The organism is Bradyrhizobium liaoningense (genome assembly GCF_018130825.1).
GTDB lineage: Bacteria > Pseudomonadota > Alphaproteobacteria > Rhizobiales > Xanthobacteraceae > Bradyrhizobium > Bradyrhizobium liaoningense_B.
This window is the reverse complement of the sequence record NZ_JAFCJS010000008.1, coordinates 337,155-364,140: the sequence shown is the minus strand read 5'-3', so window position 1 is coordinate 364,140 and position 26,986 is coordinate 337,155. Positions and strand designations below refer to the sequence as shown.

24 protein-coding genes are annotated in these 26,986 nt (G+C 65.5%); 8 read left to right on the top strand and 16 right to left on the bottom strand.

What is annotated here, in order from left to right; genetic code table 11:
* Positions 1–3 precede the first annotated feature (3 nt).
* The 5 genes from JQ603_RS30975 to JQ603_RS30955 form a co-directional block, all read right to left on the bottom strand.
* A complete protein-coding gene (locus JQ603_RS30975; protein ID WP_212345414.1) occupies positions 4–1,161 on the bottom strand; it encodes an ABC transporter substrate-binding protein in 1,158 nt (385 codons plus the stop codon).
* A gap of 58 nt (positions 1,162–1,219) precedes the next feature.
* A complete protein-coding gene (locus JQ603_RS30970; RefSeq protein ID WP_212345412.1) occupies positions 1,220–1,795 on the bottom strand; it encodes an alkylhydroperoxidase domain protein in 576 nt (191 codons plus the stop codon).
* Between the two features lie 12 nt (positions 1,796–1,807).
* On the bottom strand, positions 1,808–2,407 hold the full coding sequence (locus JQ603_RS30965) for a CMD domain protein (protein ID WP_433996663.1): 600 nt from the start codon (positions 2,405–2,407) through the stop codon (positions 1,808–1,810).
* A gap of 37 nt (positions 2,408–2,444) precedes the next feature.
* Positions 2,445–3,482: a putative FMN-dependent luciferase-like monooxygenase gene (locus JQ603_RS30960; RefSeq protein WP_212345408.1), complete on the bottom strand. Its 1,038-nt coding sequence runs from the start codon at positions 3,480–3,482 to the stop codon at positions 2,445–2,447.
* Positions 3,483–3,618: 136 nt separating this feature from the next.
* Positions 3,619–4,413 carry a MetQ/NlpA family ABC transporter substrate-binding protein gene (locus JQ603_RS30955; RefSeq protein WP_212345405.1) on the bottom strand — a complete coding sequence of 265 codons (795 nt, stop codon included), beginning with the start codon at positions 4,411–4,413 and terminating at the stop codon, positions 3,619–3,621.
* 186 nt (positions 4,414–4,599) lie between these two features.
* On the opposite strand from JQ603_RS30955, the gene JQ603_RS38360 reads away from it, so the two are divergent.
* Positions 4,600–4,734 (top strand): hypothetical protein, encoded by a 135-nt coding sequence (locus JQ603_RS38360; RefSeq protein WP_283817482.1) that lies wholly within the window; start codon positions 4,600–4,602, stop codon positions 4,732–4,734.
* 34 nt (positions 4,735–4,768) lie between these two features.
* Here JQ603_RS38360 and JQ603_RS30950 read toward each other — a convergent pair whose 3' ends face one another.
* Positions 4,769–5,455 carry a GntR family transcriptional regulator gene (locus tag JQ603_RS30950; protein ID WP_212345403.1) on the bottom strand — a complete coding sequence of 229 codons (687 nt, stop codon included), beginning with the start codon at positions 5,453–5,455 and terminating at the stop codon, positions 4,769–4,771.
* Positions 5,456–5,578: 123 nt separating this feature from the next.
* Between JQ603_RS30950 and dctP the strand changes: the two genes are divergently transcribed.
* Genes dctP through JQ603_RS30925 form a run of 5 tightly spaced genes read left to right on the top strand, consistent with a single transcriptional unit; the run spans position 5,579 to position 11,452 of the window.
* Complete coding sequence (dctP, locus tag JQ603_RS30945) at positions 5,579–6,598, top strand: TRAP transporter substrate-binding protein DctP (protein ID WP_212345400.1); 1,020 nt, start codon at positions 5,579–5,581, stop codon at positions 6,596–6,598.
* Positions 6,595–7,152, top strand: coding sequence for a TRAP transporter small permease (locus JQ603_RS30940; RefSeq protein ID WP_212345397.1), 558 nt, complete (start codon positions 6,595–6,597; stop codon positions 7,150–7,152). The genes dctP and JQ603_RS30940 overlap by 4 nt, the downstream gene beginning before the upstream one ends.
* Positions 7,149–8,504 (top strand): TRAP transporter large permease, encoded by a 1,356-nt coding sequence (locus tag JQ603_RS30935; RefSeq protein ID WP_212345394.1) that lies wholly within the window; start codon positions 7,149–7,151, stop codon positions 8,502–8,504. The genes JQ603_RS30940 and JQ603_RS30935 overlap by 4 nt, the downstream gene beginning before the upstream one ends.
* 18 nt (positions 8,505–8,522) lie before the next feature.
* Positions 8,523–9,932, top strand: coding sequence for a malonyl-CoA decarboxylase (locus tag JQ603_RS30930; protein WP_212345391.1), 1,410 nt, complete (start codon positions 8,523–8,525; stop codon positions 9,930–9,932).
* A complete protein-coding gene (locus JQ603_RS30925) occupies positions 9,929–11,452 on the top strand; it encodes a malonate--CoA ligase (RefSeq protein WP_212345389.1) in 1,524 nt (507 codons plus the stop codon). Before JQ603_RS30930 ends, JQ603_RS30925 begins: the two co-directional genes overlap by 4 nt.
* A 211-nt stretch (positions 11,453–11,663) precedes the next feature.
* Here the strand turns inward: JQ603_RS30925 and JQ603_RS30920 are convergent, their stop codons facing one another.
* A complete protein-coding gene (locus JQ603_RS30920; RefSeq protein WP_212345387.1) occupies positions 11,664–12,851 on the bottom strand; it encodes a CaiB/BaiF CoA transferase family protein in 1,188 nt (395 codons plus the stop codon).
* A 166-nt stretch (positions 12,852–13,017) separates the two neighbouring features.
* Here JQ603_RS30920 and JQ603_RS30915 point away from each other — a divergent pair, with 166 nt between their 5' ends.
* Positions 13,018–13,905, top strand: a complete 888-nt coding sequence (locus JQ603_RS30915) for a VOC family protein (protein ID WP_212345385.1) — start codon at positions 13,018–13,020, stop codon at positions 13,903–13,905.
* Between the two features lie 5 nt (positions 13,906–13,910).
* Here the strand turns inward: JQ603_RS30915 and JQ603_RS30910 are convergent, their stop codons facing one another.
* The 3 genes from JQ603_RS30910 to JQ603_RS30900 form a co-directional block, all read right to left on the bottom strand.
* Positions 13,911–15,566: a copper resistance D family protein gene (locus tag JQ603_RS30910; protein WP_212345383.1), complete on the bottom strand. Its 1,656-nt coding sequence runs from the start codon at positions 15,564–15,566 to the stop codon at positions 13,911–13,913.
* 1 nt (position 15,567) lies between these two features.
* Positions 15,568–15,930, bottom strand: a complete 363-nt coding sequence (locus tag JQ603_RS30905) for a copper resistance CopC family protein (RefSeq protein ID WP_212345381.1) — start codon at positions 15,928–15,930, stop codon at positions 15,568–15,570.
* Positions 15,931–16,103: 173 nt separating this feature from the next.
* Complete coding sequence (locus JQ603_RS30900) at positions 16,104–17,174, bottom strand: HoxN/HupN/NixA family nickel/cobalt transporter (RefSeq protein ID WP_212345379.1); 1,071 nt, start codon at positions 17,172–17,174, stop codon at positions 16,104–16,106.
* A 286-nt stretch (positions 17,175–17,460) separates the two neighbouring features.
* Here JQ603_RS30900 and JQ603_RS30895 point away from each other — a divergent pair, with 286 nt between their 5' ends.
* Entirely contained in the window at positions 17,461–19,251 is a 1,791-nt protein-coding gene (locus JQ603_RS30895) for a peptide ABC transporter substrate-binding protein (protein ID WP_212345376.1), read from the top strand.
* A gap of 156 nt (positions 19,252–19,407) precedes the next feature.
* On the opposite strand, the gene JQ603_RS30890 is transcribed toward JQ603_RS30895, so the two are convergent.
* The 6 genes from JQ603_RS30890 to xylB all read right to left on the bottom strand — a co-directional run bounded on the left by JQ603_RS30890 (position 19,408) and on the right by xylB (position 26,978).
* Entirely contained in the window at positions 19,408–21,117 is a 1,710-nt protein-coding gene (locus JQ603_RS30890) for an FAD-dependent oxidoreductase (RefSeq protein WP_433996662.1), read from the bottom strand.
* A 46-nt stretch (positions 21,118–21,163) separates the two neighbouring features.
* Positions 21,164–21,631, bottom strand: a complete 468-nt coding sequence (locus JQ603_RS30885) for a MarR family winged helix-turn-helix transcriptional regulator (protein ID WP_212345371.1) — start codon at positions 21,629–21,631, stop codon at positions 21,164–21,166.
* Between the two features lie 168 nt (positions 21,632–21,799).
* Positions 21,800–22,747 (bottom strand): ABC transporter substrate-binding protein, encoded by a 948-nt coding sequence (locus JQ603_RS30880; RefSeq protein WP_212345370.1) that lies wholly within the window; start codon positions 22,745–22,747, stop codon positions 21,800–21,802.
* Positions 22,748–22,843: 96 nt separating this feature from the next.
* Positions 22,844–23,884 (bottom strand): ABC transporter permease subunit, encoded by a 1,041-nt coding sequence (locus tag JQ603_RS30875; protein WP_212345369.1) that lies wholly within the window; start codon positions 23,882–23,884, stop codon positions 22,844–22,846.
* The gene (locus JQ603_RS30870) at positions 23,877–25,400 is read right to left on the bottom strand and encodes a sugar ABC transporter ATP-binding protein (protein ID WP_212345368.1); all 1,524 of its coding nucleotides are present in this window, start codon (positions 25,398–25,400) and stop codon (positions 23,877–23,879) included. Before JQ603_RS30870 ends, JQ603_RS30875 begins: the two co-directional genes overlap by 8 nt.
* Before the next feature lie 132 nt (positions 25,401–25,532).
* Complete coding sequence (gene xylB, locus JQ603_RS30865; RefSeq protein ID WP_212345367.1) at positions 25,533–26,978, bottom strand: xylulokinase; 1,446 nt, start codon at positions 26,976–26,978, stop codon at positions 25,533–25,535.
* Positions 26,979–26,986 lie beyond the last annotated feature (8 nt).

The window sequence follows — 26,986 nt, the reverse complement described above, 5'->3', positions numbered from 1 at the left end:
AGGTCAGGTCGGCTTGCCGTCCCAGAGCGCGAACTGGCCCTTGCGCACGACGAGCTCGGCATTCATCGCGCCCTTGACGCGGCGGCTTTCGACGTCGAACGTCGCCGAGCCGAAGATCACGCTCGAGACATCCTTCACCTTCGCGAAGGCGTCGCGGACGGCGCGACGGTCGGTGCCGCCGATCTTGACGACGGCGGCCGCCATGTTCATCGCATCATAGGCATAGGCGTTGAAGGCGTCGGGCTCCTGCCCGCCATACTTGGCCTTGAAGCCGGCGATGAATTTCTTCACCTCGGGCCTGGGATCCTCGGGGAAATAGCGCGTGCCGAGATGGACGTCCTCGACCGCCTCGCCGCCGAGCTCCAGGAATTTCGGCGAATAGACCGAGCTTGCCGCACAGATGGTCTGCTTCAGACCGACCTGGCGGGCCTGACGCGCGATCAGCGCGCCGTCCGAATAATAAGAGATCAGGATCAGCCCATCCGGATTGGAATCACGCACGCGCACCAGCGTGGAGCGGAAGTCGCGCTCCTCCGCGATGTAGCCCTCGGTCACCGCGACCTCGGCGCCGTATTCCTTGGCGGCCTTGACGAAATAGTCGCGGCTGGTGCGGCCCCAATCGGTGTTGAGATGCAGCACCGCGAGCTTCTTCAGGCCGAGGCGCTTGACGGCATAGGCCGCCAGCAGCGGCTGCTCGTCGGCCTGGCTCACGGACGTGCTCCACATGAAGTCGCCGCCCTTGGTGAAGTCAGGGTGCGAGTTGGTGAAGCCGAACTGCACGAGACCGCCCCGCTGGTAGATCGGCGATGCCGCCATCGACGCGGGGCTGGAGAAGTCGCCCAGCTCCAGCACGATGGCGGGATTGGAAACGAACTTCTGTGCGATCGCCACCGACTGACGTGGGTCGCTCTGGCTGTCCTCGAACTGATAGGCGAGCTTGCGGCCGTTGATCCCGCCGGCCGCCGTGATCTCGTCGAGCGCGAGATCAAAGCCCTGCTTCCACTGCGTGCCATATTGCGCATTCGGTCCCGTGAGGGGGCCGCTGACGCCGAGCAGGATCGGCTCGGAGGATTGCGCAAACGCGCTGCGCGAGAAGGCGGCGCCCGCCATCATGGCGGCAAGCGAGCCCTTGACCAGGGTACGACGATCGATGTTGCTCATGCACGGCTCCATCCACTTTAGTTGATACAAGCAGCAATTCTTGTGCCGGTGAGATTGCCTATTTCGAGGGCTCGCCGAGCGACAGCATCAGCCGGTTCGCCCAGTTGAAGAACGAGGCGCCGCTGATGACGTCGACGATCTCGGCATCGTCGAGACCGGCGCGGCGCAGCTCGGCGATATTGTCGGGACCGAATGCGATCGGCGTCTCGGCCAGTGCCACCGAGGCCTTGACCACGGCATTCCAGCGCTCGCCGAGATCGGCGCCAACGCCTTCATCGAGCAGGCGCTGCACGTCGTCGCGACGCTTGGAATAGGTGCTGGCAAAGCGCGCATGCACGGAGGCGCAATAGATGCAGCCGTTGTAACGCGAGGTCGCAGCGGCAGCGAGCTCGCGCTCGGCGCGCGGCAGGCCGTCGGCGACGTTGTAGAAGATGTCCTTGTCGGTCTTGGTGCGGGCCTCCAGCACTTCGGGATCGCGCACCAGGAGACGAAAGTATTCCGACTTGGCGCGGGCGCGATCGACGAGGCCGGCGAAGTGTCGCTCGGTCAGCTCGGCCTCGGGCAAGGGATCGATCCACGAGACCCAGCCGAGCTCGTCCTGGGTGAAAACGACGGGCGGATTGACGGTGCTCATGATTGCTGCCTCCTACGCGCTTGCCGCTGCGAGCGTGCGCAAGCCGCTGACCACGCGCACCTGAAACGACAGGAACGCAACGAGCTGGGAGAACGTGACGATGCCGGTGGTCGACCAGCCGGCAGCCTGCAGCGCCTTCATGTCGGCGGATGCGGCATCGCGCGGGCGAAAGACCAGAAGATGCGCATGCTCGAACGCCGCAACCAGCCGGGTGCCGAGCTGCGGCTTGCGTTCCGCACTGACGCGATAGATCAAGCCCGCCTTGTTCTCGACCGACAACGGTCCGGCCGGAAAGGCGCCATAGGGACCCGACGTCTTGCCGCGCTCGATTTCGATCTGGATCGGCTCGACCAGCGCCGCTCCATCCGCATTCGCTGCGAGCTTCTCGCGATAGAAGGCGGCGACGGGGGACTCGCCATGGAGCCCGGTCACGAAGGCCGCGACCGCGGCGCGTTCGGCAAGCGAAAAATCGCCGGCGTCGATTGGCTCGAACAGCGAAAGGTAGCTCTTCTGCGCGTTCTCGCGCGCCTGCAGGCGGCGCGCGCGGATCGCATCCAGGGTGGAGCCGGGCTCGATGCCGGCGAGCGTGTCGATGATATCCTTTGGTGCCATCATTCAGCCTCGTGCAACGCGATCACATTCATCCGGACTAGCCTGCGAGAGCGACGTCTTTAGCCGCCGTCCGGGTCCAGCCCAGCGCCGGTGCGACTTTCTCCGCGACCAGCTCGATCGAGCGCAGGACGTGAGGATGCGGCGCATCGACCGAATGCACCTGGAAGACGAGATCGGTCACCCGCTCCAGCGTCGCATCGGTGCGGAGCGATGCGATCACCTCGTCGGCGGCGCCGACATGGGTGTCGAACGCGGTGATCATCTCCTCCAGCGTCTCGCCCGGCGGAAGATGACCGCCCTTCATGAATTGCGGCAGCGCGCGGCGCAGGCCGATATCGGCAAGCCGCAGCGCCTCGCGATGATCGTCGGCGACGAAGACGCTGCGCGAGGCCATGATGCGCGGCTCGCAGCCCGGCGGCAGCGCTTCGAGATAGGCGTCGATGATGGGATTCTGGATCTCGGCGAGCGTCGCCTTCGGCGCGTCCTTGGATCGCGGCTGGGTGCGCGAGAGCAGGAGGCCATCGCCGGCGTTGCCGGCGCGGGCGCCGCCGGCGACCGAGAATGTCGCCTGCCAGATGCGCTTGTCCAGTTGCGGCCGCTGCGGATAGAGCGTGTCGCCGCCGTCGAGCGGCTTGCCGGTCAGTGCCTTGCGAACGATGTCCAGATTGCGCGCAAAGATCTCGTTGCGCTGGGCGCCGTCGAGACCGAAGGCGGCGAAGGCAGACGGGTTGCCGCCGGTGCCGACGCCGAGCTCGAAGCGGCCGTTGCAGAGCAGATCCAGCACCGCCGCGTCCTCCGCCACCCGCACCGCGTTCTCCAGCGGCAGCGTCACGATGCCGGTGCCGAGGCGGATGCGCGAGGTCTGGGCGGCGACATAGCCGAGGAAGGTGAAGGGCGACGGCAGGCCGCCCTCGCGCTCATGAAAATGATGCTGCGCGATCCACGCGGAATCGAGCCCGGCCTTCTCGGCGCGCACGATCTGCTCGGCCGCGAAGCGATAGCGGTCCGCCGCCGGCGCCTCGTCGAGCAGCCGCGTGAAGAAGCCCAGGCGTTTCAGGTTTGCAAAGCGTTTCATACGATCCCTGTCGGGCGAGGATGGGCCCCGATGATGTCGGTTGCCGCAGCTCCCGACAAGCGGGCATTGCGCAAGGCTCATAGGCAGGGCTGCCCGCCGGATCGCCCTTACACTGGACTCTGGGAGGGCAGATTGCCTACCAGCTCGGCAGCACCGCGCCCTTGAACTTGGTCAGGACGAACTCCTTGACCTCGGGCGTGTGATAGCTGTCCACGAGGATCTTGACCCAGGGCTTGTCCTTATCCGCGGAGCGAACGGCGATCAGATTGACATAGGGCCCCTTCGGGTCCTCGCGCAGGATTGGGTCCTTGACCGGATCGAGGCCCGCCTGGGTTGCATAATTGGTGTTGATCGCGGCTGCATCGACATCGTCGAGCGCGCGCGGGGCCTGCGCCGCATCGACCTCGATGAACTTCAGCTTCTTGGGATTCTCGGTGATGTCGAGCACCGTGGGCTTGAAGCCCGTGCCGTCCTTCAGCTTGATCACGCCCTTGTCGCGCAGCAGCAGCAGCACGCGGCCGCCATTGGTCGGATCGTTCGGGATCGAGACCTTGCCGCCCTCGGGGATGTCGGCGAACGCCTTGTGCTTCTTCGAATAGACGCCGATCGGGAAGTTCACGGTGAGGCCGACGGCCTCGATCTTGTAGCCGCGGTCGGCCTTCTGGTTGTCGAGGTAAGGCTGGTTCTGGAACGAATTGGCCTGGATCTCGCCGGCGTCGAGCGCGGCGTTCGGCACCACGTAGTCGGAGAACTCGAGCAGCTGGATGTCGAGGCCCTGCTTGGCGGCGATCGGCTTCACCGCTTCGAGGATCTGCGCGTGCGGCCCCGGCGTCACGCCGATCTTGATGGTCTCAGCCGCGGCTGCGGCAGACCATGCGGCGAGCACGGCCGAGAGGATCAGGGGGAGGCGAAACGACATCTTGGTCTCCATCACTCAACGACAACAATTGGAACCGTATTCGCTTCTCCGCAGCGCGAAATCAATAAAATGGAAATCCATATTGGCTCGCAGGCGCGGAGACACTTTCTCCATTCGGCGCAAAATAGGAAACGAATTCGCGGCCGACAACAGCGCGTCCTGCAAGCGTGAGGCGCATCACGGCGCAACAGTGCGCCGATGTCCGCCGATGCGACACGCTCCTTCACCGAAAAGGTCGCGCGCTGGCTGGCTGAGCCGAAGACGGCGGTGGAGCTACCGACAGATGTGCCGCTGATGTCGGTGCTGGCAATCGGAGTCGCCAGCATCAGGTGACGCCGGATGAGCGGGCGGACATTGTCCCGCCGCTCTATCGCGTCGTTCCGCTCCTGCTGCCGGCGGCATCCGATCGTCGATCGCCGGCAAGGCCGAGCACCATGTCCGAGAACCGCTCGCCCTGCACCAGCACGTGGTCGTGAAGCCGCGTCGCGGAGAGTTGCTCGTCGCCGGCACGGATCGCTTCGAGAATCCCGGCGTGCTCCTGGAGCGATTGCAGCAGACGATTGCGCGCCCGAAGCTGGATGCGGCGATAGGCGCTCAAGCGCTTGTGCAGGGCGAACGCCTGATCCGCCAGGAAGCTGTTGCGGCTGGCGCGATAGATCGCCTCATGAAAATTGCGGTTGTCCGCGTAGTACTGCTCGCTGTCGCCTTCGTGTGCGGCGATCTCGCAGGCACGGTGAGCCGCCTCCATCGCCTCGTCATTGTCCGGCGTCAGCCGGCGCGCGGCCAGCCGCCCGCAGGCGCTTTCGATCTCGGCCATGGTCTCGAACATCTCGAACAGCCGGGTCGGTGACGGGACGCTGACGATCGCGCCCCGGCGCGGGCGGACATCGATGAAGCCTTCGGCGCCGAGCTGGAGCAACGCCTCCCGAATGGGGGTGCGCGACACCCCGAATCGCTCCGCGAGCGAGGCCTCGTCCAGGCGATCGCCCGGCAGGAATTCCCCTGCAATCACAGCGTCTTCGATCGACTGCTTCAGTCTGAAGGCCTGGCTCATTGTATGCACCTTATCGGCCGATTCCATACCATAGACTTGACAAAACATACAGCATGCAGTTCATATATGAATTGTATGCAAGATTAGAAATAAAAAATGCAATCTAGCAACGGGAGGTATGGAATGAGGATTTCACGACGCCAGGCCCTGGCGCTGGGGATCGCGTCTCCGGCCCTGCTCCGCTTCGGAGAAGCGCGCGCGGCCACGACCCTGAAGATCTCGCACCAGTTTCCGGGAGGCACCGCGACCGAGGGCGATTTCCGCGACCGGCTCTGCCGGCGCTTCGCGGCGCTGATCCAGGAGCGCAGCAAGGGCGCGATGACCGCCGAGATCTATCCGGGCTCGTCGCTGATGAAGACCAACGCGCAGGTCTCGGCGATGCGCAAAGGCGCGCTCGACATGAGCCTCATCCCGATCTCCTACGCCGGCGGCGATCTTCCCGAACTGAACATCGGACTGATGCCGGGCCTCGTCACCGGTTACGACGAAGGCCTCGGCTGGAAGAACAAGCCGATCGGCCAGGAGTTCAGCAAATTCCTCGCCGCCAAGGGCCTCGTCATCGTCACATGGATCTGGCAGGCCGGCGGCGTCGCCAGCCGTGCGCGTCCGCTGGTCGAGGTCGGCCATGCCAAGGGCATGAAGATCCGCGGCGGCTCGCGCGAGATGGATCTCGTGCTGCAGGCGGCCGGCGCTTCGGTGCTGTCGCTTCCCTCCAACGAACTCTATGCGGCGATGCAGACCGGCGCGTGCGATGCCGCCCTCACCTCGTCCACCAGCCTGACCTCGTTCCGTCTGGAAGAACTCGCCAAGCATCTGACGACCGGGCGAGCCAAGAGCTACTGGTTCATGCTCGAGCCGCTCGTGATGTCGAAGGCGGTGTTCGACCGGCTCTCGAACAAGGAGCGCGACATCATCGTCTCGGTCGGCACTGAGCTCGAAGCGTTCGGCTGCGCCGCGGCGGTGGAGGACGACGTCCGTGTGGCCAAGGTCTACCAGGCCGCCGGCGCGACGGTGCACGATCTCGACGACAAGACGGTTCAGGCGTGGCGAGAGCTTGCGCGCGACACGGCCTGGAAGGACTACGCCAACAAGAACGAGAACTGCGCCCGCCTGATCAAGCTTGCCCTGGAGGCGGGCTCATGAGCGCGCACGGCATCGATCTCGGCCATTCAGCCACAGTGACGGCGGCGCGACCCGGCTCCCCGGTGGGACGGATCGCTCGCGCGATGACCCTGCTCAACAGGGCGATCGTCGTGCTCTGCTCGATCGCGCTTATCGTCGCGAGCACGATCCTGAGCTACAGCGTGGCCGCACGCTACTTCTTCAACGCGGCAACCTATTGGCAGGACGAGGCCGCGGTGTTCCTGCTGGTCGGTGCCACGTTCCTGTCCACCGCGTTCGTGCAGGCCGGGCGCGGCCATATCGGCATCGAGGCCCTCACCGGCTATCTGTCAAAGCGTGGCAATGCGATCCGCATGCTCGTCGTCGACACCGCGAGCCTGCTGTTCTGCTGCTTCTTCGCCTGGAAATCCTGGACGCTGTTCCATGAAGCATGGGTCGACGGACAGGTGTCCGGATCGACCTGGGCCCCGCCGCTGTGGATTCCCTACAGCATGATGTCGCTGGGCATGACGCTGATGACGCTGCAGATCGCGCTTCAGCTCGCCGCGAGCCTCGACGCATGGAGGAGCAAATGAGCACGCTTGCCGTCGGACTGATGTATGGTGGCGCGACCCTCGCCGTGATGGCCTCGGGCATGCCGATCGCACTGGCGCTCGGCGCGGTCGCCGTCGTCTTCATGTATTACTTCATGCCCGCCGCATCGCTCGATACGGTGACGCAGAACGTCTACGAAGAAATGGCCTCGATCACGCTGCTGGCGATCCCGCTCTTCATCCTGAAGGGCGCCGCGATCGGCAAGTCGAAGGCGGGACAGGATCTCTACAGCGCGCTGCATGTCTGGATGGGCCGCATTCCCGGCGGTCTCGGCATCGCCAACGTCTTTGCCTGCGCGCTGTTCGCCGCGATGGCCGGATCGTCTCCGGCGACCTGCTCGGCGATCGGCTCGGCCGGCATTCCCGAGATGCGCAAGCGCGGCTATTCCGGCGGCTTCGCCGCGGGCGTGATCGCCGCCGGCGGCACGCTGGGCATTTTGCTGCCGCCCTCGATCACCATGATCCTCTACGCGGTCGCCGCCGAGCAATCGCTCGGCCGTCTCTTCCTCGCCGGCATCGGGCCGGGCCTGCTCCTGGTGGTGCTGTTCGCAACCTATGCGGTGCTGAGGTTCAAGGCCGAATACAAAGCGGCGCAGCGCGCCTATGCGGCCGATCCGGCGCAGCATCCGATCCTGTCGAACGAGCGCTTCACCATGGCGATGCGGTTCGGCGCGCTGCCGCGCGTGCTGCCCTTCGTCGTGCTGCTCAGCGGCGTGATGATCGCGCTCTATGGCGGCTATGCCACGCCGTCGGAAACCGCCGGGCTCGGCGGCATCCTGGCGCTGGTCCTGATCGCCTCGATCTACGGCGTGTGGCGCCCGCGGGATCTCGGCCCGATCCTGGAATCGACGCTGAAGGAATCGACCATGCTGATGCTGATCATCGGCATGTCGCTGCTCTACTCCTACGTGATGAGCTATCTGCACATCAGCCAGGCGGCGGCGCAGGCGATCGTCGCGATGCAGCTGTCGCGATGGGTGCTGCTGGGCGCGATCCTGGTGCTGGTGGTCGTGCTCGGCTTCTTCCTGCCGCCGGTCTCGATCATCCTGATGACTGCGCCGATCATCCTGCCGCCGCTCAAGGACGCCGGCTTCGACCTGATCTGGTTCGGCGTGGTGATGACGATCGTGATGGAGATGGGCCTCATCCATCCGCCGGTCGGACTCAACATCTTCGTCATCAGGAACATCGCACCGGACATCCCGTTGCGGGACGTGATCTGGGGAACGCTGCCCTTCGTTCTGCTGATGGCGCTCGCGGTCGTCCTGCTGTGCCTGGTGCCGTCGATCTCCACCCTTCTGCCTAACCTCGTGATGGGTCCGCCATCGCGATAAACCGAGGAGGCACGAACCATGCTGAACGACATCCGGTCCGGACGCATTGCGGCGCCCGAATTCCTGCAAGGTCTGATCGACACGCTGACGCAACGCGGCCGCGCGGTCCTGGGCATGAAGGCGGAACGGGACGGGAGCGAGGATCGCGACCTCGAGCTTCTCGGCGAAGCGTTACTGTCGCGGCGCGGCGAGGCCTCCGGCGTTGCGATCGCGCAATCGCTGCTCGCCGCGTTCGAAGCCGCGGCCGAGCCGCAGCGGCTCAAATTCCTCTCCTCCCTCGCCGACCGGTTCGGGCCGGACCGTCGCGCAATCGAGCTCGCAATCGCGGCCTACCAGCGCAAGGAGGGCGGCGATGGCGCCAGGCTCGAAGCACTCCATGCCGCCGCGGAACCACGCCGGCAGGAGCTGATCCGGCGCCTCAACCTCGCGCCCGGCGGAACGGCCTCGCTGGTGCGGATGCGAGAGGTGCTGCTCTCGCTACTGCGCGAGCACCCCGAGCTCCAGGCCGTCGACGACGATTTCGTCCATTTGTTCTCGTCCTGGTTCAACCGGGGCTTTCTCGTGCTGCGGCCGATCGACTGGACCACCTCGGCCAACATCCTGGAGAAGATCATCAGGTATGAGGCCGTCCACGCCATTCAGGACTGGGACGATTTGCGCAACCGGCTCGAGCCGCCGGACCGCCGATGTTATGCGTTCTTCCATCCGCAGCTGGTCGACGAGCCGCTGATCTTCGTCGAGGTCGCGCTCACCAGGGAGATCCCCGGCGCGATCGGACCGCTGCTGGACAAATCGCGCCAGGCGATTGCGGCGCACGAGGCGACGACCGCCGTGTTCTACTCGATCTCGAACACGCAAAAGGGCCTTGCCGGTGTCTCCTTCGGCAATTTCCTGATCAAGCAGGTGGTGCAGGATCTCGCCCGCGAGCTGCCGAACCTGAAGACCTTCGTCACCCTGTCGCCGGTGCCCGGCTTTGCCGGCTGGGCGAGGCGTGAGCTCAAGACCGAGGCCTCCGCGGCGATCGACGAGGACACAAGGCGCGCGCTGGTCGCGCTCGACGACGGCGGCGACATCGCGCAGGCGAAAGAGCCGATCACGGCGCTCGCCGCCTATTACTTCCTGAAAGCAAAGCTGCCGTCGGGCAAGCCGCTCGATCCGGTCGCCCGCTTCCATCTCGGCAACGGCGCGCGCCTGGAACGGCTGAATTTCCTAGGGGATGCTTCGGCGAAGGGCATGAAGCAGTCGTACGGGCTGATGGTGAACTATCTCTACGCGCTCGAGCACATCGAATCCAACCACGAAGCCTTTGCCGAAGCCGGCACCGTGGTGGCGTCCGACAAGGTGAAGAAGGCGCTTCGCGCGAAATTGTCATCGCGCGACCTCGTTCCCAGTCCTCACACCAACTCGCAACGGAAGATCTCGTCATGACCTCGAACCTGTACGATCGCCTGCTTGCCGGCGCGGAGTCCGACCAGTCCATCTGCATCGAGAAGGACGACGGCGCGACCTTGAGCTATGCCGAACTTGCTGGACTGAGCGGCAGGTTCGCGAATTTCCTCGCCAAGATCGGCATCGGCCCGGACCACCGCGTCGCAGCCAAGGTGGAGAAGTCGGTCGAGGCCGTCGCGCTCTATCTTGCAACGCTGCGCGCCGGCGCGGTCTATCTGCCGCTCAACACCGCCTATACGCCGACTGAGACCGAGTATTTCATCCGCGATGCGCTGCCGACATTGATCGTGTGCGATCCCAGGGAAGAGGCCGATCTGCGCGCCATCGCCGCCAGGGCAGGCGGCCGGGTCGAGACGCTCGATCACCACGGCAAGGGTTCGCTCGTCGATGCCGCGGCAGACTTCCCGGCGCAATTTGACACCATCGACAGGACGAATAACGATCTCGCAGCCATCCTCTACACGTCGGGCACGACCGGCCGCTCGAAGGGAGCCATGCTGACGCACGGCAACCTTTCTTCGAATGCCCTGACGCTCGTCCGGGAGTGGCGCTATTCGAGCAAGGACGTGCTGATCCATGCCCTGCCGATCTATCACGTTCACGGGCTCTTCGTGGCCTGCAACGTCACCTTCGCCGCACGCGCGCGCATCCTGTTCATGCAGAAGTTCGACGCCGAACGCATTCTGGCAACGATGGCGCGTAGCACCGTGCTGATGGGCGTGCCGACGTTCTATGTCCGCCTGCTCGAGAGCACTGAACTGAACGAGCGCACCACCGCCAATATGAGGCTGTTCGTCGCCGGCTCGGCGCCGCTGCTGGCCGAGACGCATCGGGCATGGAAGGAGCGGACCGGGCACGCGATTCTGGAACGCTACGGCATGACCGAGACCGGAATGATCGCCTCCAATCCCTACGAGGGCGCGCGCGTTGCCGGCTCGGTCGGCCGGCCGCTTCCCGCCGTCGAGGTTCGCGTCACCGACACCGAGACGGGTGCGATCCTCCCCGTCGGCGACGTCGGCATGATCGAGGTGAAGGGGCCGAATGTGTTCGCAGGCTACTGGAACATGCCGGACAAGACCGCCGCCGAATTCCGCGCCGACGGCTTCTTCATCACAGGCGATCTCGGCAAGCTCGACGCGCAGGGCTATCTGCATATCGTCGGCCGCGGCAAGGATCTCATCATCACCGGCGGCTTCAATGTCTATCCGAAGGAGATCGAGACCGAGATCGACGCCATCCCCGGGGTATCCGAAAGCGCCGTCGTCGGCGTGCCGCACGGCGACTTCGGCGAAGGCGTCACCGCCGCCGTGGTCCGCTCGCCCAATTCGTCGGTGGACGAGCGCGCCATTCTCGACGCGCTGTCCGGGCGTCTCGCCAAATTCAAGCAGCCCAAGCGCGTCATCTTCGTGGAGACCTTGCCGCGCAACACCATGGGCAAGGTGCAGAAGAATTTGCTGCGCGAGCGCTTCGCTGCCATCTACACGACCAAGACCGGCTAGATCGAGCAGCGCCGGGGAGCAGAAAGCTGCGTGCTGCAAGTGTGGCCATTTGCGGGCCGCGGCAACGAATCTGTCGCCGGAGCAACACTACGAAACTTGATGCGTTTGCACGGGACGGGTTAGCGTTGTCTCGCGGCCTTAGAACTTCCCCAAGTTCCTCTAGATCGCACTGGACCGCCGCCTGAACGTTTCAGTCGGCGGTCCAGTCCAGCTAGATGATGCCGCTCTGTCGAAGTGCTTCGATCGCAGCCGTGTCGTAGCCGAGCTCGGCGAGGACGCGATCGGTATGCTCGCCGAGCGTGGGCGGTCGCGCCGCGATCTCACCCGGCGTCTCCGACAGCCGCACGGCGGCGCGCATCACCGGTGCAGGCTTGGGCAAGCCCGGATAATCGACATCCTGCATGAAGCCGGCGGCGCGGATGTGCGGATGATCGAGCGCCTGTTGCGGGCTCAGCACGGGCCCGGTCGGGATCATCGCCTTGCCCAGCGTGTCGACAGCCTCCTGCGTGGTGCGCTCGGCGCACCAGCGTGCCATCCGCTCGCTGATGACGGCGCCGTTGTTGCCGCGGCTGATGTCGTCGGCAAAGCGCGGATCATTGAGCCATTTGTCTTCCTCGCCCATCAGCTTCGCCCAGCGTTTGAACAGCGGATGTCCCGTGACCTGGCACAGCACCCAGCCGTCCTTGGTGCGGTAGATGTCGGCTGGAGCGGCGGTCTGGCCGAGATTGCCAGTAGGCACGCGGTTGACGTTGATGACGGCCTGCTCGATCAGCGTGGCATTGGTAAAGGACAGCGCGGTTGCCAGCAGCGCGCCCTCGACGATCTGCCCGCGGCCGGACTTGCCGCGCTCGATCAGGGCGGCGAGCGTCCCGAACGCGCAGTGCAGCGCGGTGCCGAAATCGACCCAGTTCACCGCGGCCCGATACGGCGGATCGCCGGCACCGGTCATGTACACCGAGCCCGACATGACCTGGCCGACACCGTCGAAGCCGACGCGATCGGACCACGGTCCCGGCCCGCCGAACGCCGTTGCCGTCGTCAGGATGATGTCCGGCTTGATCGCTCGAAGCGAGTCGTAGTCGAGCTTCATCGCGCGCAGGGTCTGCGGCGGCAAATTGGCGACGACGACGTCGGCGGTCGCAATCAGGCGTCGCATCACCTCCTGCCCTTCCGGCGTCATCGGATCGAGCGTGATGCACTTCTTGTTGCGATTGATCTGGAGAAACAGCGCCCCTTCGCCGCCCTCACCGACCGGCGCGACGAAACGATCCTCGCTGCCGTCGCGCTTCTCCACGCGAATGACCTCGGCGCCGAATTCGGCCAGCAGGGTCGCGCAATACGGCCCCGCGATATAGCGCCCGAAATCGAGGACGCGCACGCCTTCCAGAACTCCCCCCATCGGTCCTTTCCTTGATGTCTTTTGCCCAGATTACAGGGACTGGTTGCCGCGGCAAGGTGGCGAAAGGCGTGATGTCCGCCCTCAAGATGTGATCGCCGAACTGTTTCGGCTGACGGAAATTGTGCTCTAGTATGGCCTGTCCGTCCCCCACCCAGAGCGCACAGCCATGCCGCAACAATTCGACCGATCCACAGAAGATCTCGGCAACGCGATTCATTTCGAGCACGTCAACATCCAGGTCCCGGACCAGCGCCTGGCGACATTATTCTACGTCACGGGACTTGGGCTCACCCGCGATCCCTATCTGATGGTGTCCGACACCAACATGTGGATCAACGCCGGACGGAGCCAGTTTCACCTGCCGAGCGGCAGGCCGCAGGTGCTGCGCGGCCATACCGGCCTCGTTATCGAGGGACGCGAGGCGCTGCTGGCGCGACTGGCATCGGTCGCGAAGAAGCTCGAAGGCACCGCTTTCACCTTTGCCGAGCACAACGACCATGTCGAGGCCGTCTGCCCGTGGGGCAACCGCATGCGCGTTCATGAGCCGGACGCGACGCGTTTCGGCCGCATCACGCTCGGCATCCCCTATGTCGAGTTCGACGTGCCGATCGGAACGGCGCCTTCGATCTGCGCCTTCTATCCGGAGGTCATGGGCATGCCCGCATCCTTGCGCAATGGCGACGGCGCGGTTGCGGCGGTGCAGACGGGCCGCGACCAGCACCTCTTGTTCCGCGAGACCGACCGGCCGCCGGGCGACTATGACGGGCACCACGTTCAGATGTACATCACCGACTTCTCCGGTCCCTACCGCAAGCTGCTCGCGCGCAATTTGATCTCGCGTGAGGACAACCAATATCAATACCGGTTCTGCGACATCGTCGATCTCGACAGCGGCGAGCCTCTGTTCACAGTCGAGCACGAGGTGCGCAGCGCGACGCACCCGATGTTCATGCGGCCGATGGTCAATCGCAACCCTGTGGTCAACAACCGCAATTACGCCTACGGCCACGATCAGACGTCGTGGGCGATGGGGCCGGACCAGTACGACGGATAGCGCGTTCAGGCTTCGCGGTAGTCCAGCAGGATCAGCCCGACCAGGATGAAGGCGACGGGCCAGATCCAGGCTGCGGCACGGCTGACGCGGCCGTCGAGCCGCAGTTCGAGCCAGCGCGCCCAGCCGGCGGCGACGCCGCACAGCGCAAGCGGGGTGTGGCTCATCTCGATGAGCAGCTGGTCCTTGATGTTGGCGATCGCATGGGAATGCGTGAGCAGCAGCGCGCCGCCGAGCGCCGTGGTCAGGGGAAACACCAGGGCCGCCGGCCCGGCCTTGCTGCCGCGTAGGCGCACGCGCCATTCGAACAGGCCGAACACGGCAATCAGCAGCACGAAGATGCGATGCTGCGCCACCTCGGGATCGCGCAGCGACTCGAAGAAGCCGGCTGGACCAATTGGCCAGGCCTGCTCGTCGGCGCGGAAGAACAGGAAGGCCGCCATCGCGAGGAAGAGCAGCGGCCAGTGCCGCGCCCAGCGGCCCCAGCGGAAATGCTCGACCAGCGCCAGCAGCCCGATCAGCACCACGAAGACGCCGGCCCAGTGATGGTTGTACTCCGACCAGGCGATGTCCTCGGCATTGCGCGGCAGGATCGTGCCCTCGCCGGGAACGTAGGCCGCCTGCGCGTTGGCGCGCCCGGCGTCCGCAAGCGTGATCTTCGCCTGGAGCTGCGCGACGGTGAGCTTGTCGTAATCCGGGCTGGTCAGGCGCGGCGGCCATTGCGGCGTGGCGCGCTCGACGATCTCATGCCAGGCGAGACGATCGTGCGGGAGATCCGCGCCCGGTGGCAATGAGGTCAGGGATGCAGCGGCCAGCAGGACCGTGAGGCCGATGCCGATCTCGACCTCCGCAAAACGCTTGAGGCGAAGGATCGGCGTCGCGGGGTCGCGGCGCAGCCGTTCGACCAGGAAGTAGTTGCCCGCGCCGAGCGTCAGCAGCATCAAGAGCAGGCCGAGCTTGGCCAGGGTCATGACGCCATAGGCGGTGCCGTAGATCGCGGCGACCGAGCCGATATAGTTCGCCGCCATGACGAGGCCGCCGCTGACGATCGCGGCGACCGCGGCCATCGACATCAGCGAATAGCGGCGCGCGATCAGGCGCCAATCGCCGGCGTCCTTGCAGCCGTTCAGCGCGATCAGGAAGTAAGGCAGACCGCCGATCCAGACCGCCGCGCCCGCCATGTGACCGGCGTCGGACAGCAGCAGCGGCCAGCGCACATCCGGCCGGCTGGCCGCATGCGTGAGCCGGGTCTGCATCGCCAGCGCCAGCACCGACAAAGCGAGAAGCGCGGCCGACCGCAGCCGATGCGCGGGACCGTTGGCCAGGACGGCGATGCCCACTGCGCAAGCCGCGATGACGAGGTCGGCGCGGCCGAAATCGGCGCTGACCGCCTCGCTCCAGGGCACCTGGAGCGTCCCGACCAGCGCGGCCGCGTTGAGCGCCAGCGAGGCGACGGTGAGGAGCGCCCATGCGGCGGCGCTGAACCGCAGGAACGCGCGGCATCGCTCCTCGATCGTGAGGCCATAGACGGAGAGCTGCGGCTGCAGCGGTCCCCACAGCAACAGCTGAAACGCGAGACCGCCGAGGGTGAACGACTGGGCGATCAGGATCAGGCCCCGCAGGACCACCGACAGATAGCCGAAAATGTCGAGGAGCAGGTACACGTCAGTGGACGGTGAACGGAATGTCGCCGCGGGTGATGTGGCCGTCGACACTTAGCACCTGCCAGCGCAGGTGCCATGCCCCCGCCGGCAGCTGCGTCGCATCGGCATTGAGCTCGTCGGCGGGCGCGTCGGAAGCCGGCGTCAGGGCGCGCGGCGCGCCGTCCGGCGCCAGCAGCGTCAGTTTGGAGCGTGCGCGATCGATCCGGCTGTTGAAGTGCAGGCGGATCGCGACGGTGTCGCCGGATATTGTCGTGCCTGATACCGGCGAGGACGAGACGATGATGGCGTGGGCCTGGGATGCGTTTGGATGAACAGAAAACCACAGGGCAGATAGAACGAACGCGATTCGGAAGAACGCGCGCATGATGCTCACTCGCTGTCGACGGCCGTCTGTTTCACCCGCCCCCGTGGCGCGTGATCTTTACCGGACGCTATGTTGGCGCGAGTTGGTTGTTCGCAAGGGTGCGAGGAATTTTGATCTGATCACGGATCGCGGAAAGTCGCCGATTGTTGCCGTTGCGACACACTGAGGTGCGATCACCCCGGCGCGGCGTCCCTGCTCAGCTCGTCAGGATCGACCACGCGTTGCCGGTCGTCCGGAGCCATGCGGCGATAGAGCATGACCGAGACCAGCCATGCGATCACGAACAACGTGATCACGGCAAAGCCGACATTGGCGAGAGAGTCGTTGAGGGCCTCGACCAGCGACCACGGCCCGCCCGTCAGGCCGAGCCGGTCCGCGATCAGGCCGAGCGCCTCGATGCCGCCGATGAACAGCGCGACCGCGACGGAGGCGCCGGTGATGGTGAGATTGTACCAGAGCTTGCGATAGGGATCGACGAAGGCCCAGCGATAGGCGCTCACCATCAGCGCGGAATCGGCGGTGTCGACCAGCGCCATGCCGGCGGCGAACAGCGCGGGGAAGACCAGCACCTGCGCGAGCGAGACGCCGCGCGCGGCTTCCGTGGCGGAGATGCCGAGCAGGCCGATCTCGGTCACGGTGTCGAAGCCGAGCCCGAACAGCAGGCCGAGCGGATACATGTGCCAGGGTTTTGTGACGAGGCGGAACATCGGGGCGAGCAGCCGCGCCAGGAAGCCGCGCGACGCGAGCAGCGCCTCGAGCTGCGCAGCATCGTGAATGCCCTGCTCGCGCACCTCGCGCAGGATCCGCCACAGCCCAGCGAAGATGGCGAGATTGATCGCCGCGATCACCAGCAGGAACAACGCCGATACCGAGGTGCCGACCAGGCCGCCGATCTCCTTGAGCAGGCTGTCGCCGCCGAGGCTCACGACGCCGAGCGCGAGCAGCATGGTCGCGACCAGGACGACGGTGGAATGGCCGAGCGCAAAATACAGACCGGCGCTGCGCGGCGTATCGCCCGCCTGCATCAGCTTGCGCACGACATTGTCGATCGCGGCGATGTGGTCGGCATCGACGGCATGGCGCAGGCCGAACACCCAGGCCAGCAACGCGGTCGCCATCACCGTCGGCCGGTCGCCGAACGCGGCGAAGGCGAAGGCCCATGCGGCGATGTTGGCGGCAATCAGCCCGCCGAACAGCACGCCAGGCTCGAACGCCCGCCTTGCGACATCATCTGACCGAACCACGCCACCTCCAAGTATGATGTTTATACATATCCATCATACTGGCGGGCAAGGGCCGGGCCATGTTCGCCTCACGCAGCCGACCGCCCGGGAACGCGCATCTCGCGGCGGGTGGCCCCTCCCGGCCGAGACCGTTCGCAGCAACGACGGCCGGAACTATGGCTTCTCACAGGCGCGTTCGCCATTTCGCCGCAGGGCACCCCTTTGACTCCGCGATGCCGTCCCGGGTTAGAGTGCTGGTCACTTGCATGCCGGTGACGATATTTTTGGCGAAGGTGGAGGTCATCTGATGAACGAGAACGAAATCCGCACGGCGATCGCGGAAGTGAAGCAAGGCACGCTGTCGCGACGGTCGTTCATCCAGAAGCTGGCTGCGGTCGGGATCGCAGCGCCGGTCGCAAGCCAGATCCTCGTCTGGAACGACGTGGCGATGGCGGATGCGACGCTCGAGTACAAGCCGACCAAGGCCGGCGGCGGCGGCCCGCTCAAGATCCTGCTCTGGCAGGCTCCCACTTTGCTCAATCCGCATTTCGCGAGCGGCACCAAGGACCAGATCGCCTCGCGTGTCTTCTTCGAGCCACTCGCCGGCTGGGACAAGGACGGCAATCTCATCCCCTGCCTTGCCGCAGAGGTCCCGACCAAGGCAAACGGCGGCCTTGCGGCCGACGGCACGAGCGTGATCTGGAAGCTCAAGCAGGGCGTCAAATGGCATGACGGCAAGCCCTTCACCGCCGACGACGTCGTCTTCACCTGGCAATACGCCGCGGATCTCGCAACCGCGGCCTACACCACGGGCTCCTACAAGGACATCAAGGTCGAGAAGATCGACGACCACGCCGTCAAGGTGATCTTCAAGGCGCCGACGCCATTCTGGGCCGACCCATTCGTCGGCTCGGTCGGTCAGATCCTGCCGAAGCATCATTTCGGCGATTATGCCGGCGCAAAGTCGCGCGAGGCTCCCGGCAATCTGAAGCCGGTCGGCACCGGCCCCTACAAATTCGTCGAGTTCAAGCCGGGCGATTTGATCCGCGCCGAGCGCAACCCCGATTACCACGTCAAGAACCAGCCGCATTTCGACACGCTCGAAGTCAAGGGTGGCGGCGATGCGGTGTCTGCGGCGCGCGCCGTGCTGCAGACCGGCGAATACGACTATGCCTGGAACATGCAGGTGGAGGAGGAGGTCCTCAAGCGCATGGAAGCGGGCGGCAAAGGAAAGCTCGACGTCACGCCCTCCGGCAACGTCGAGTTCATCATCCTCAACACGACGGACCCGTGGACCGAGGTCGACGGCGAGCGTTCGAGCGTCAAGACCAAGCACCCGACGCTGTCCGATCCCGCCGTCCGCCGGGCGATCAATCTCCTGATCGACCGCGACTCGATCCAGAAGTTCATCTACGGACGCGGCGGCATCGCAACCGCGAGCTTCGTCAACGCGCCCAAGCAGTTCAAGTCGCCCAAACTGAAATACGAGTTCGACGCCGACAAGGCCAACAAGATCCTCGACGACGCCGGCTGGACCAAGGGCGCGGATGGCATCCGCGAGAAGGGTGGCAAGAAGCTCAAATACGTGTTCCAGACCTCGACCAACGCTCCGCGCCAGAAGACCCAAGCCATCATCAAGCAAGCCTGCCAAAAGGCCGGCATCGAGATCGAGATCAAGGCGGTCGCCGCATCGGTGTTCTTCTCCTCCGATGTCGGCAACCCCGATACCTACTCGAAATTCTATGCCGACATGGAGATGTACAACACGACACAGCCGCAGCCAGATCCGGAGCGCTTCCTGAACCAGTGCGTCTCCTGGGAGATCGCCACCAAGGACAACAAATGGCTGGGCCGCAACAATTCGCGCTATTCCGATCCCGAGGCCGACAAGGCCTACAAGGCCGCGCAGAACGAGCTCGACCCCGTCAAGCGCGCCGCGCTGCTGATCAAGGTCGACGAGATCTTCTGCGAGGCCAACGTGCTCCTGCCGCTGCTCTCGCGCCACATCGTCAACGCCGGCGTCAACAACCTGATGGTCGACATGTCGGGCTGGGACGTCACGACGTGGAACTTGGCGAGCTGGTATCGAAGCTCGTAGCTCGCAAAGGATGTAGGATGCGTAGCGGCGCGGCCCGTTTGTCGTGGCGCTTCGCAATTCAGCGCTGATGGCTGAACAGGCGTCATCGACGGCAATATCGACCAGCGCGGGAGTCATTGGCCGCACTGCCGCATTGGATGCGGCGGCGGAAATGGCTCAGCTTGCCAGTCGCGCGCCATCGCTCGCGCCGTGCCCGAGCGCGCGTGCAAGGATGTGTCCGATCGTTCCGGCCTGGGACGCGCCGCCGCGCCAGGCCACGATCTGGTCGGGACGGATCAGGGCGAGATCGGCCTCATAGAGGTCGCGCAACGATGCCGGCAGCGTGACGAGCTTCACGTCGACGCCGAGCTTGCGGACGGCCTCCGCGACCGCAGCGTGAGCCGGCGCGACTTCGCCGAACTGGAGCAGCGTCCATTCGAATCCGAACAGGTCGTACAGGGACCCGCCGTCCTCCAGCCAGGTATGCGGTGCGCGGCCGCCGGGACAGGCGCTCGGGATGTAGACGTTGGCAGCATCCGGCGGCGGCTGGCTGCCATCGGAGACGATGATCGGCGAGCCGTCGTAGCGCCCGCCGAAGGTGACGCCGGGGATGTTGAATTCGGCACGGGCATGCTGTTCGAGATAGACGCCCGCGATCCGCCGCGCCTCGCTGCCGGCGTCCGTGGCGTCCTCGATGTCCGGCGCGGGTGCGAAGAGACCGAGAGAGTCGGCAAAGCGCCGCGCATAATCGGTGTTACGCAGCGCCACCGGTCGCCGCTCGATCTCGTAGCTATCGAGCAGCGCCGCGGGGCTCACGCCCTTGACGACGCTTGCGAGCTTCCAGCCGAGATTGACCGCATCCTCGATCGCGGTGTTGTAGCCGAGCCCGCCGGTCGGCGTGAACAGATGCGCCGCATCGCCGCCGAGGAACACCCTGCCCCGCTGCATCCCATTTGCGACCAGCGCGTGACCGGCGGTCCAGGTCAGGAACGACAGCACCTCGCATGGGATGGGCGCGCCGCAGGCGCGCTGGAACGCCCCCCTGGCCTCGCTGACCGTGATCGCGCTCTCATCCTCGCCCGGCCGGAGCTGCGTGTGAAAGGCGAATTCATCGCGCCCGTTCACCGAGGCCATGAAGGCGCGGCGGTCGCCGTTGAAGCAATTGTACATCCACGCCTTGGCGTGCGGGACGCTGGCGTAGAACTCCGGCGAGCGGAGATAAACCGCCAGCATGCGGCCGCCCATGAAATCGCGCTGCGTCCCGGTCTCACCACCGTAGACGATGCCGAGCGACTGACGGACTTGCGAGCGCGGCCCGTCGGCGCCGACGAGGAAGTCGGCCCGGACCTGGAAGCGGCTGCCATCGTCGAGACATTCGACCTCACCAACGATGCCGTCGTTGTTTTCGACGTAGCCGATCAGCCGGTGACCGTAGTTGAGCTTGATTCCGGGGAGCCGTTCGGCATGGCGGCGCAGCACCGCCTCGACATATTTCTGCGAGACCCGATGCGGCAGCTCGCCCGCGCTCCAGGAGCCCGACATGCCCTTGATCAGCTCGCCCGCGCGCGATGATGACGGCAATGCAAAGCGCGCCAGCTCGTAAGCAGTGTAGCGCGTGAAGTAGGCAACGTCGGTCGGATAGTCCGCGGGCAGACCTTCGCGCCTGATCTCGTCGGCGAAACCCAGCCGCCGATAATGCTCCATCGAGCGCGCCTGCGTCGCATTGGCCTGCGGATTGAATGCCGTGCCCGGCTTTTCATCGACCAGGATCGCGGACACGCCGCGGCGGCCGAGCTCGTTGGCCAGCATGAGCCCGCAAGGGCCCCCGCCCGCGATGAGCACCGCGGCCGTCAGAGGTGTTTCCAAGACGCTTCTCCCTACCAGCACTATCTTGCATGGTAAGGTCGCCTGACGAGATCGTCAAGTAGCCTGACTAATTGGCATCCTCGAGTGTGTCGAACCTCTCGCCATAGACCGCCAGCCCCTTCAGGATCGCGTCCATGGTGGCCTTGCCGAGCTCGGCGCGCATTTCCTGCTCGGCGACGTCGACGGCGTCCCGAAACGCATCCAGCCATTTGCGCCCCGTGGGCGTGAACATGACGATGCGCGCGCGCCGGTCGGTCGGGTCCGCGATGCGATCGACGAGACCAAGCTCGGCGCATTGATCGACCAGCTCGCCCATCGCCTGCTTGCTCATGGACGCCCGGCGGGCGAGCTCGGTGAGCCGCGTCCCCTCCACATCGAGATTGCGGGTCAGGCTGACATGAGCGATGCGCGTCTCGTCGTGTCCCCGCTCGCTCATCAATTCGAGCACGCGGCCCTCGAAGCGCCGCACGGCGTTGTTGAGCAGGCGACCGATATTGGCATGCCGCCACGCGGTGCCGGATATCTTGGCTTTCACGAGATGTGCTTTCCGAATCGACCGATCGAGATCGTGCGAGGCTAACACAACAGGCAGCCCAGCGCGCTCGTACGGCCGATCAGTGCAGGTGTGTCGGCGGCGGGCGGCGTCGAACAAAACGCCGCCCGTCATCTCGTGTCTCGGGCGTTCTCGGTAGCGGACCGCGTCTTACTGCGAGCGATCCGAGGTCCAGCCCTTGTACTCGGCGACGTTGTCCCTGGTCACGAGCTTGGACGGCAGGAGCTCGACGGTCGAGGCGGGCTTCTGGCCGTTGAGAATGCCGACACCGACCTGCACGGCCCGCCGCGCCATGAAGAACGGGTCCTGCGAAGCCGAGGCCTGGATCTGCGGCGACTGCGGATCTTTCAGCGCCGCCTCGATATCGGGCGCGCCGTCGACCGCCGTGATGACGATGCCCGTGCGGTTCTGCTGGCGCGCCGCAAGGTCGGTGCCGATCGCCTGCGGATCGTTGATGGCGAAGATGGCGTCGATCTTGGGAAAGCGCGTCAGATAGCCCTGCGCGACGGTAAGACCGCCCTCGCGCGAGCCCTTGCCGTCCTGGTCGCTCGACAACACCTTGATTCCGGGATTCTTCGAGAAGACGTTCTTGCAGCCGACGACGCGGTCGATCACAGCGGAGACCTGCGGCCCGTTCTCGATGACGACGTCGCCCTTGCCGCCGAGCTTGTCGACGATGTACTGACAGGAGATCTCGCCGGCCTGCACATTGTTCGTGGTCACGGTGGCGTCGGCGCCTTCGGCCGCGGTGTCGACCGCGACGACGACGATGCCTGCGCCTTGCGCCTTCTTGATCGCCGGCCCGATTGCCTTGGGATCGCCGGGGTTGAGCAGGATCAGATCGACGCCGGCGGCGATGAAATTGTCGATCTGGGTGACCTGCTTGCCGAGGTCGTATTCGAAACCGACCGCCGTGATCTTCACATTGGGATTGGTCTTCTTCGCCTCGAACTCGGCGCCCTTCGACAGCGCGACGAAGAACGGGTTGCCCATCGATCCCAGCGAGACGCCGATCGACTTGAGTTCCTTGGCGAAGGATGGTGCGGTGCTTAGGGCAAGCGCCATGGCGGCGCCGGCGAGCGTGATCGTCTTCAACATGGACGTCCTCCCTGGTCTGTCTTCGTCTCCGGCGCGGCAGACCAGTTGCCGCAACGGAATCTCGAACCAAACGCACTCGGCTGAACGCCCGGCCTTTCAAGTCCTGGCGGAGCCTTGCAGCCGGTAGCGATCCAGTGCCACCGCGCCGATGATCACCAGGCCCTTGATCACATATTGCCAGATGTCGGAGACACCGATGAGGATGAGGCCGTTGGACAGAACGGCGATGATCAGCGCGCCGACCAGCGTGCCCCAGATCGAGCCGATGCCGCCGACGAAGGAGGTGCCGCCGAGGATCACGGCGGTGATCGCATCGAGCTCATAGGATTGGCCGAGCTGAAGGCCGTTGGCCGCATAGAGCCGCGCCGCCTGCATGGCGCCGCCGAGCCCGGCGAAAAGGCCGGAGACGCCGTAGACGAAGATCAGCACGGCCCACACCTTGATGCCGGCAAGCCGCGCCGCGCTTTCATTGCCGCCCACCGCATAGATGTGCACGCCGAGTACGGTCCGGCGCAGCACCAGCCACGAAACGAAGATGACGAGCAGAGCGATCACGGAGAGCCACGGGATCGACGCGACGCCGGGAACGAGCGTCAGCGAGCCGTTGCCGATGAAGGCATAGGGAATGGATGGATTGAACACGGTGGTGTCGGCGCCGAGCAGTCGCGCCAGGCCGCGCACCGCGGTGAGCGAGCCGAGCGTGACGATGAAGGGCGGCAGCCGAAGGAGTGCAATCAGCGCGCCGTTGACGATACCGAAGCCGAGGCCCGTGAGCAGTGCGGCCGGCAGCCACAGCATCCCGAGCTCCGGCAGCTTGGAGAGCGTCAATCCGGCCATCGCGGAAGCCGCCAGGATCGAGCCGACCGAGAGATCGATGCCGCCGGTAAGGATGACGAAGGTCATGCCTGCGGCCAGCACGGTGTTCACCGCCGCCTGCTGCAGCACGATGCCGAGATTTTGCCCGGTGAAGAAGCGGCCCTCGGACAACACGTGGAAGCCGATGCAGAGGATCAGCAGCACCGGCAGCATGCCGAGTGCGCTGATCAGCATCCTCATCCGCTGGCGCCTTGTCTCTGCGGCAGCGCCGTTGGTCGTCGTCGGGGCGGCCTTAGCCTCCGAAGCACCGTTGTCAGGCATCGAGATGCTCCATCCCCGTGGCAAGCGCCATGATGTCTTCCTGCGTCAGCGGCGAATCCGGGCCGCGGGTGACCTCACCGGCGATGTGCCCGCTACGCATCACGACGACGCGGTCGCAGATGCCGATGATCTCGGGCAGATCGGACGAGATGACGAGGATCGCGGTGCCGACCTTGGCGAGATTATCGATGATCGAATAGATCTCGGACTTGGCGCCGACGTCGACGCCGCGCGTCGGCTCGTCGAGGATCAGGACTTTTGGCGCAATGGCGAGCAGCCGCGACAGCAGCACCTTCTGCTGGTTGCCGCCGGACAGGCCACCGGCGGGGACGCCGACATTGGCGGCGCGGATGCTGAGTCCTGTGAAGGCCCGATCGGCGCGCTCACGCGCCTTATCGCGATCCAGGACCCAGCCGAGCTTCGCATCGCGCCCGAGCACGGCGAGATTGATGTTGTCGAGGCAGGACATGTCGAGAAACAGGCCGAGCGCCTTCCTGTCCTCGGTCAGATAGGCAATCCCGGCCTCCAACGCCTCGCCCGGCGTGCGGATCTCGACCGGGCGTCCCTCCAGCTCGAGCCGGCCGGAGGTTTTGGGCGCCGCGCCGATGATGAGATGTGCAAGCTCGGTGCGGCCGGCGCCGATCAGGCCGGCGAGACCGACCACCTCACCCGCATGCACGGTGAGCGAGCAACCCTTGACGCGCTGGCCGTCCGCCATGTCGATCGCTGCAAGCACGGGATGTCCCCGTCCCGCCTCCGGATCATGATCCTTCTTGTAGAACGAGGAGACGTCACGCCCGACCATCAGGCGGACGATGGTGTCGGCGCGAATGTCGGGCTTGTCGAGCGACCCGACCAGCCGGCCGTCGCGCAGCACGGTGACGCGATCGCCGAGCGCGTAGACCTCGTCCATGCGATGCGAGATGTAGATGATGGCAAGCCCCTCGGAGCGAAGCTGGCGGATCAGCGCGAACAGCCGCTCGCTTTCGGCGGCCGACAACGAGGTGGTCGGCTCGTCCATGATCAGGATCTTTGATCTGGCGTGCAGCGCTCGGGCGATCTCGACCAATTGCCGCTGGCCCATGGACAGATGCGCCACCAGCGTCGACGGCAGGAAATCCGCGCCCAGCCGCTTCAGGATCGGCCCGACGCCCTCGCGCATGGCGCCGCGCGCCAGCAAACCCGAGCGCGATATCTCCCGGCCCAAATAGATATTCTCGGCAACGCTGAGATTGGGAGCCAGCGACAGCTCCTGATAGATGATGGAGATGCCCGCGGCGCGGCCGCCGAGCGGACCTTCGATCCGCACCGGGCTGCCCTCGATGCGGATCTCGCCGCCGGGATCGGGTCTGTACGCGCCGGACAGGATCTTCATTAGCGTCGATTTGCCGGCGCCGTTCTCACCCATCAGAGCATGAATTTCGCCGGCATAGACGGTGAGATCGACGGCACGCAGCGCCTTGATGCCAAAGAAGGTCTTTGAGACCCCGCGCATCTCCAGGATCGGATCGTTCATCGTGCCTCCCGGCGCACAATGCGTTTCCTACCCGCGTCTCAGTCATTCTTGTCAGCGCGGTTCGCGCATTAAACAAAAGGCCGCGGCACAGGGCAATACCGAACACACCGGAATGCAGCATCAAAGGCGATGCTAGTGGCGCGGCCGATACAGTTCGCGCCAGGCGGGAAGCCGCTCGGCATAGGCATCGGCCAATCCAGCGTCGGGTTCAAACGTCTCGACGCGCTGCGGCCGCGTGCACACGGCGGTGATTGCCTCACCCGTGACAGCAAGCCGCCCCAATCTTGCCGCACCGAACGCCGCGCCGGTCTCGCCTCCGGCGAAGCGATGGATCGGAACGTTCAGCACGTTGGCCAGCACCGCGAGCCAGTACGGGGATCGTGAACCGCCGCCAATGACATCGGCTTCCGCAAGCGCAATGCCGGCATCGGCGAGCGCGTCGCGGCAATCGGCAAGCGCGAAGGCAACGCCTTCGAGCACCGCCTGCACGATCATCCCGCGATCGGTGCCGTGGCTCAGGCCATTGAGCATGCCGCGCACGGCGGGATCGTCGTGGGGCGTCCGCTCACCCGCGAGATAAGGCAGGAAGCTCACCGGCGACGGCGCCTGCGGGCGCGCGCCAAGCGGCGCCAGCAACTCGGCCTCGGTGACGCCGAACAGGCGCGCGGCCCAGGCGAGGCAGGAGGCGGCCGAGAGGATCGCGCCGGCTTGAATCCACATGGCGGGAATGGCGTGGCAGAACGTGTGCACGACGCGATCGGGATTGGCGGCTATTCTGTTGGTCGGCGCCAGCAAGGCCCCTGAGGTTCCCAGCGATATGAACGCGGTTCCCGGCGCGATCGCACCGATGCCAACAGCGCCGGCCGGATTGTCGCCGGCGCCGCCCGCGATGATCGGCTGCCTTGTCATGCCCCAGCGCCGCGCGAGTTCGTTGCGCAGCGTCGTTGCAGGCGCGCATCCCTCGACCAGACGCGGCATGTGCTCGCGCGTCAGGCCGGTTGCTGCCAGTGCGGCGTCCGACCAGTCACGGCGCGCAGCGTCGAGCCACAGCGATCCCGATGCGTCCGAGACATCTTCGATGGCCTCGCCTGATAGCACCAAGCGCAAATAGGCCTTTGGCAGCAGGACGAGTTTCGTCGCCGCAAAGATCTCCGGCTCGTGCGTCGCGATCCAGAGCAGCTTTGGCGCGGTGAATCCGGCCATTGCCTTGTTGCCCGTCACCGCGTGCAAGTCGGGCCAGCGTTGCTCCAGGATACGACACTCGGCGGCAGAGCGTCCGTCGTTCCAGAGGATGCAGGGCCGCAAGGGTCTCGAGCTCGCATCGAGCAGCGTGGCGCCATGCATCTGGCCGGACAGTCCGATGCCTAGGACCGCCGCCAACGCGTCGGCGTGCGACGCCTTGAGGGCATCAAGCGTCGCAAAGGTCGCATCGATCCACTGCGCGGGGTCCTGCTCGTAATAGCCCGATTGCGGCGAGGTGGTCGCGAGCGGCCGGCTCTCGCTTGCAATCACGCGCTGGGCATCGTCGACGAGAACGGTCTTGACCGCCGAGGTGCCGAGATCGATGCCGAGATACATGGATGCTT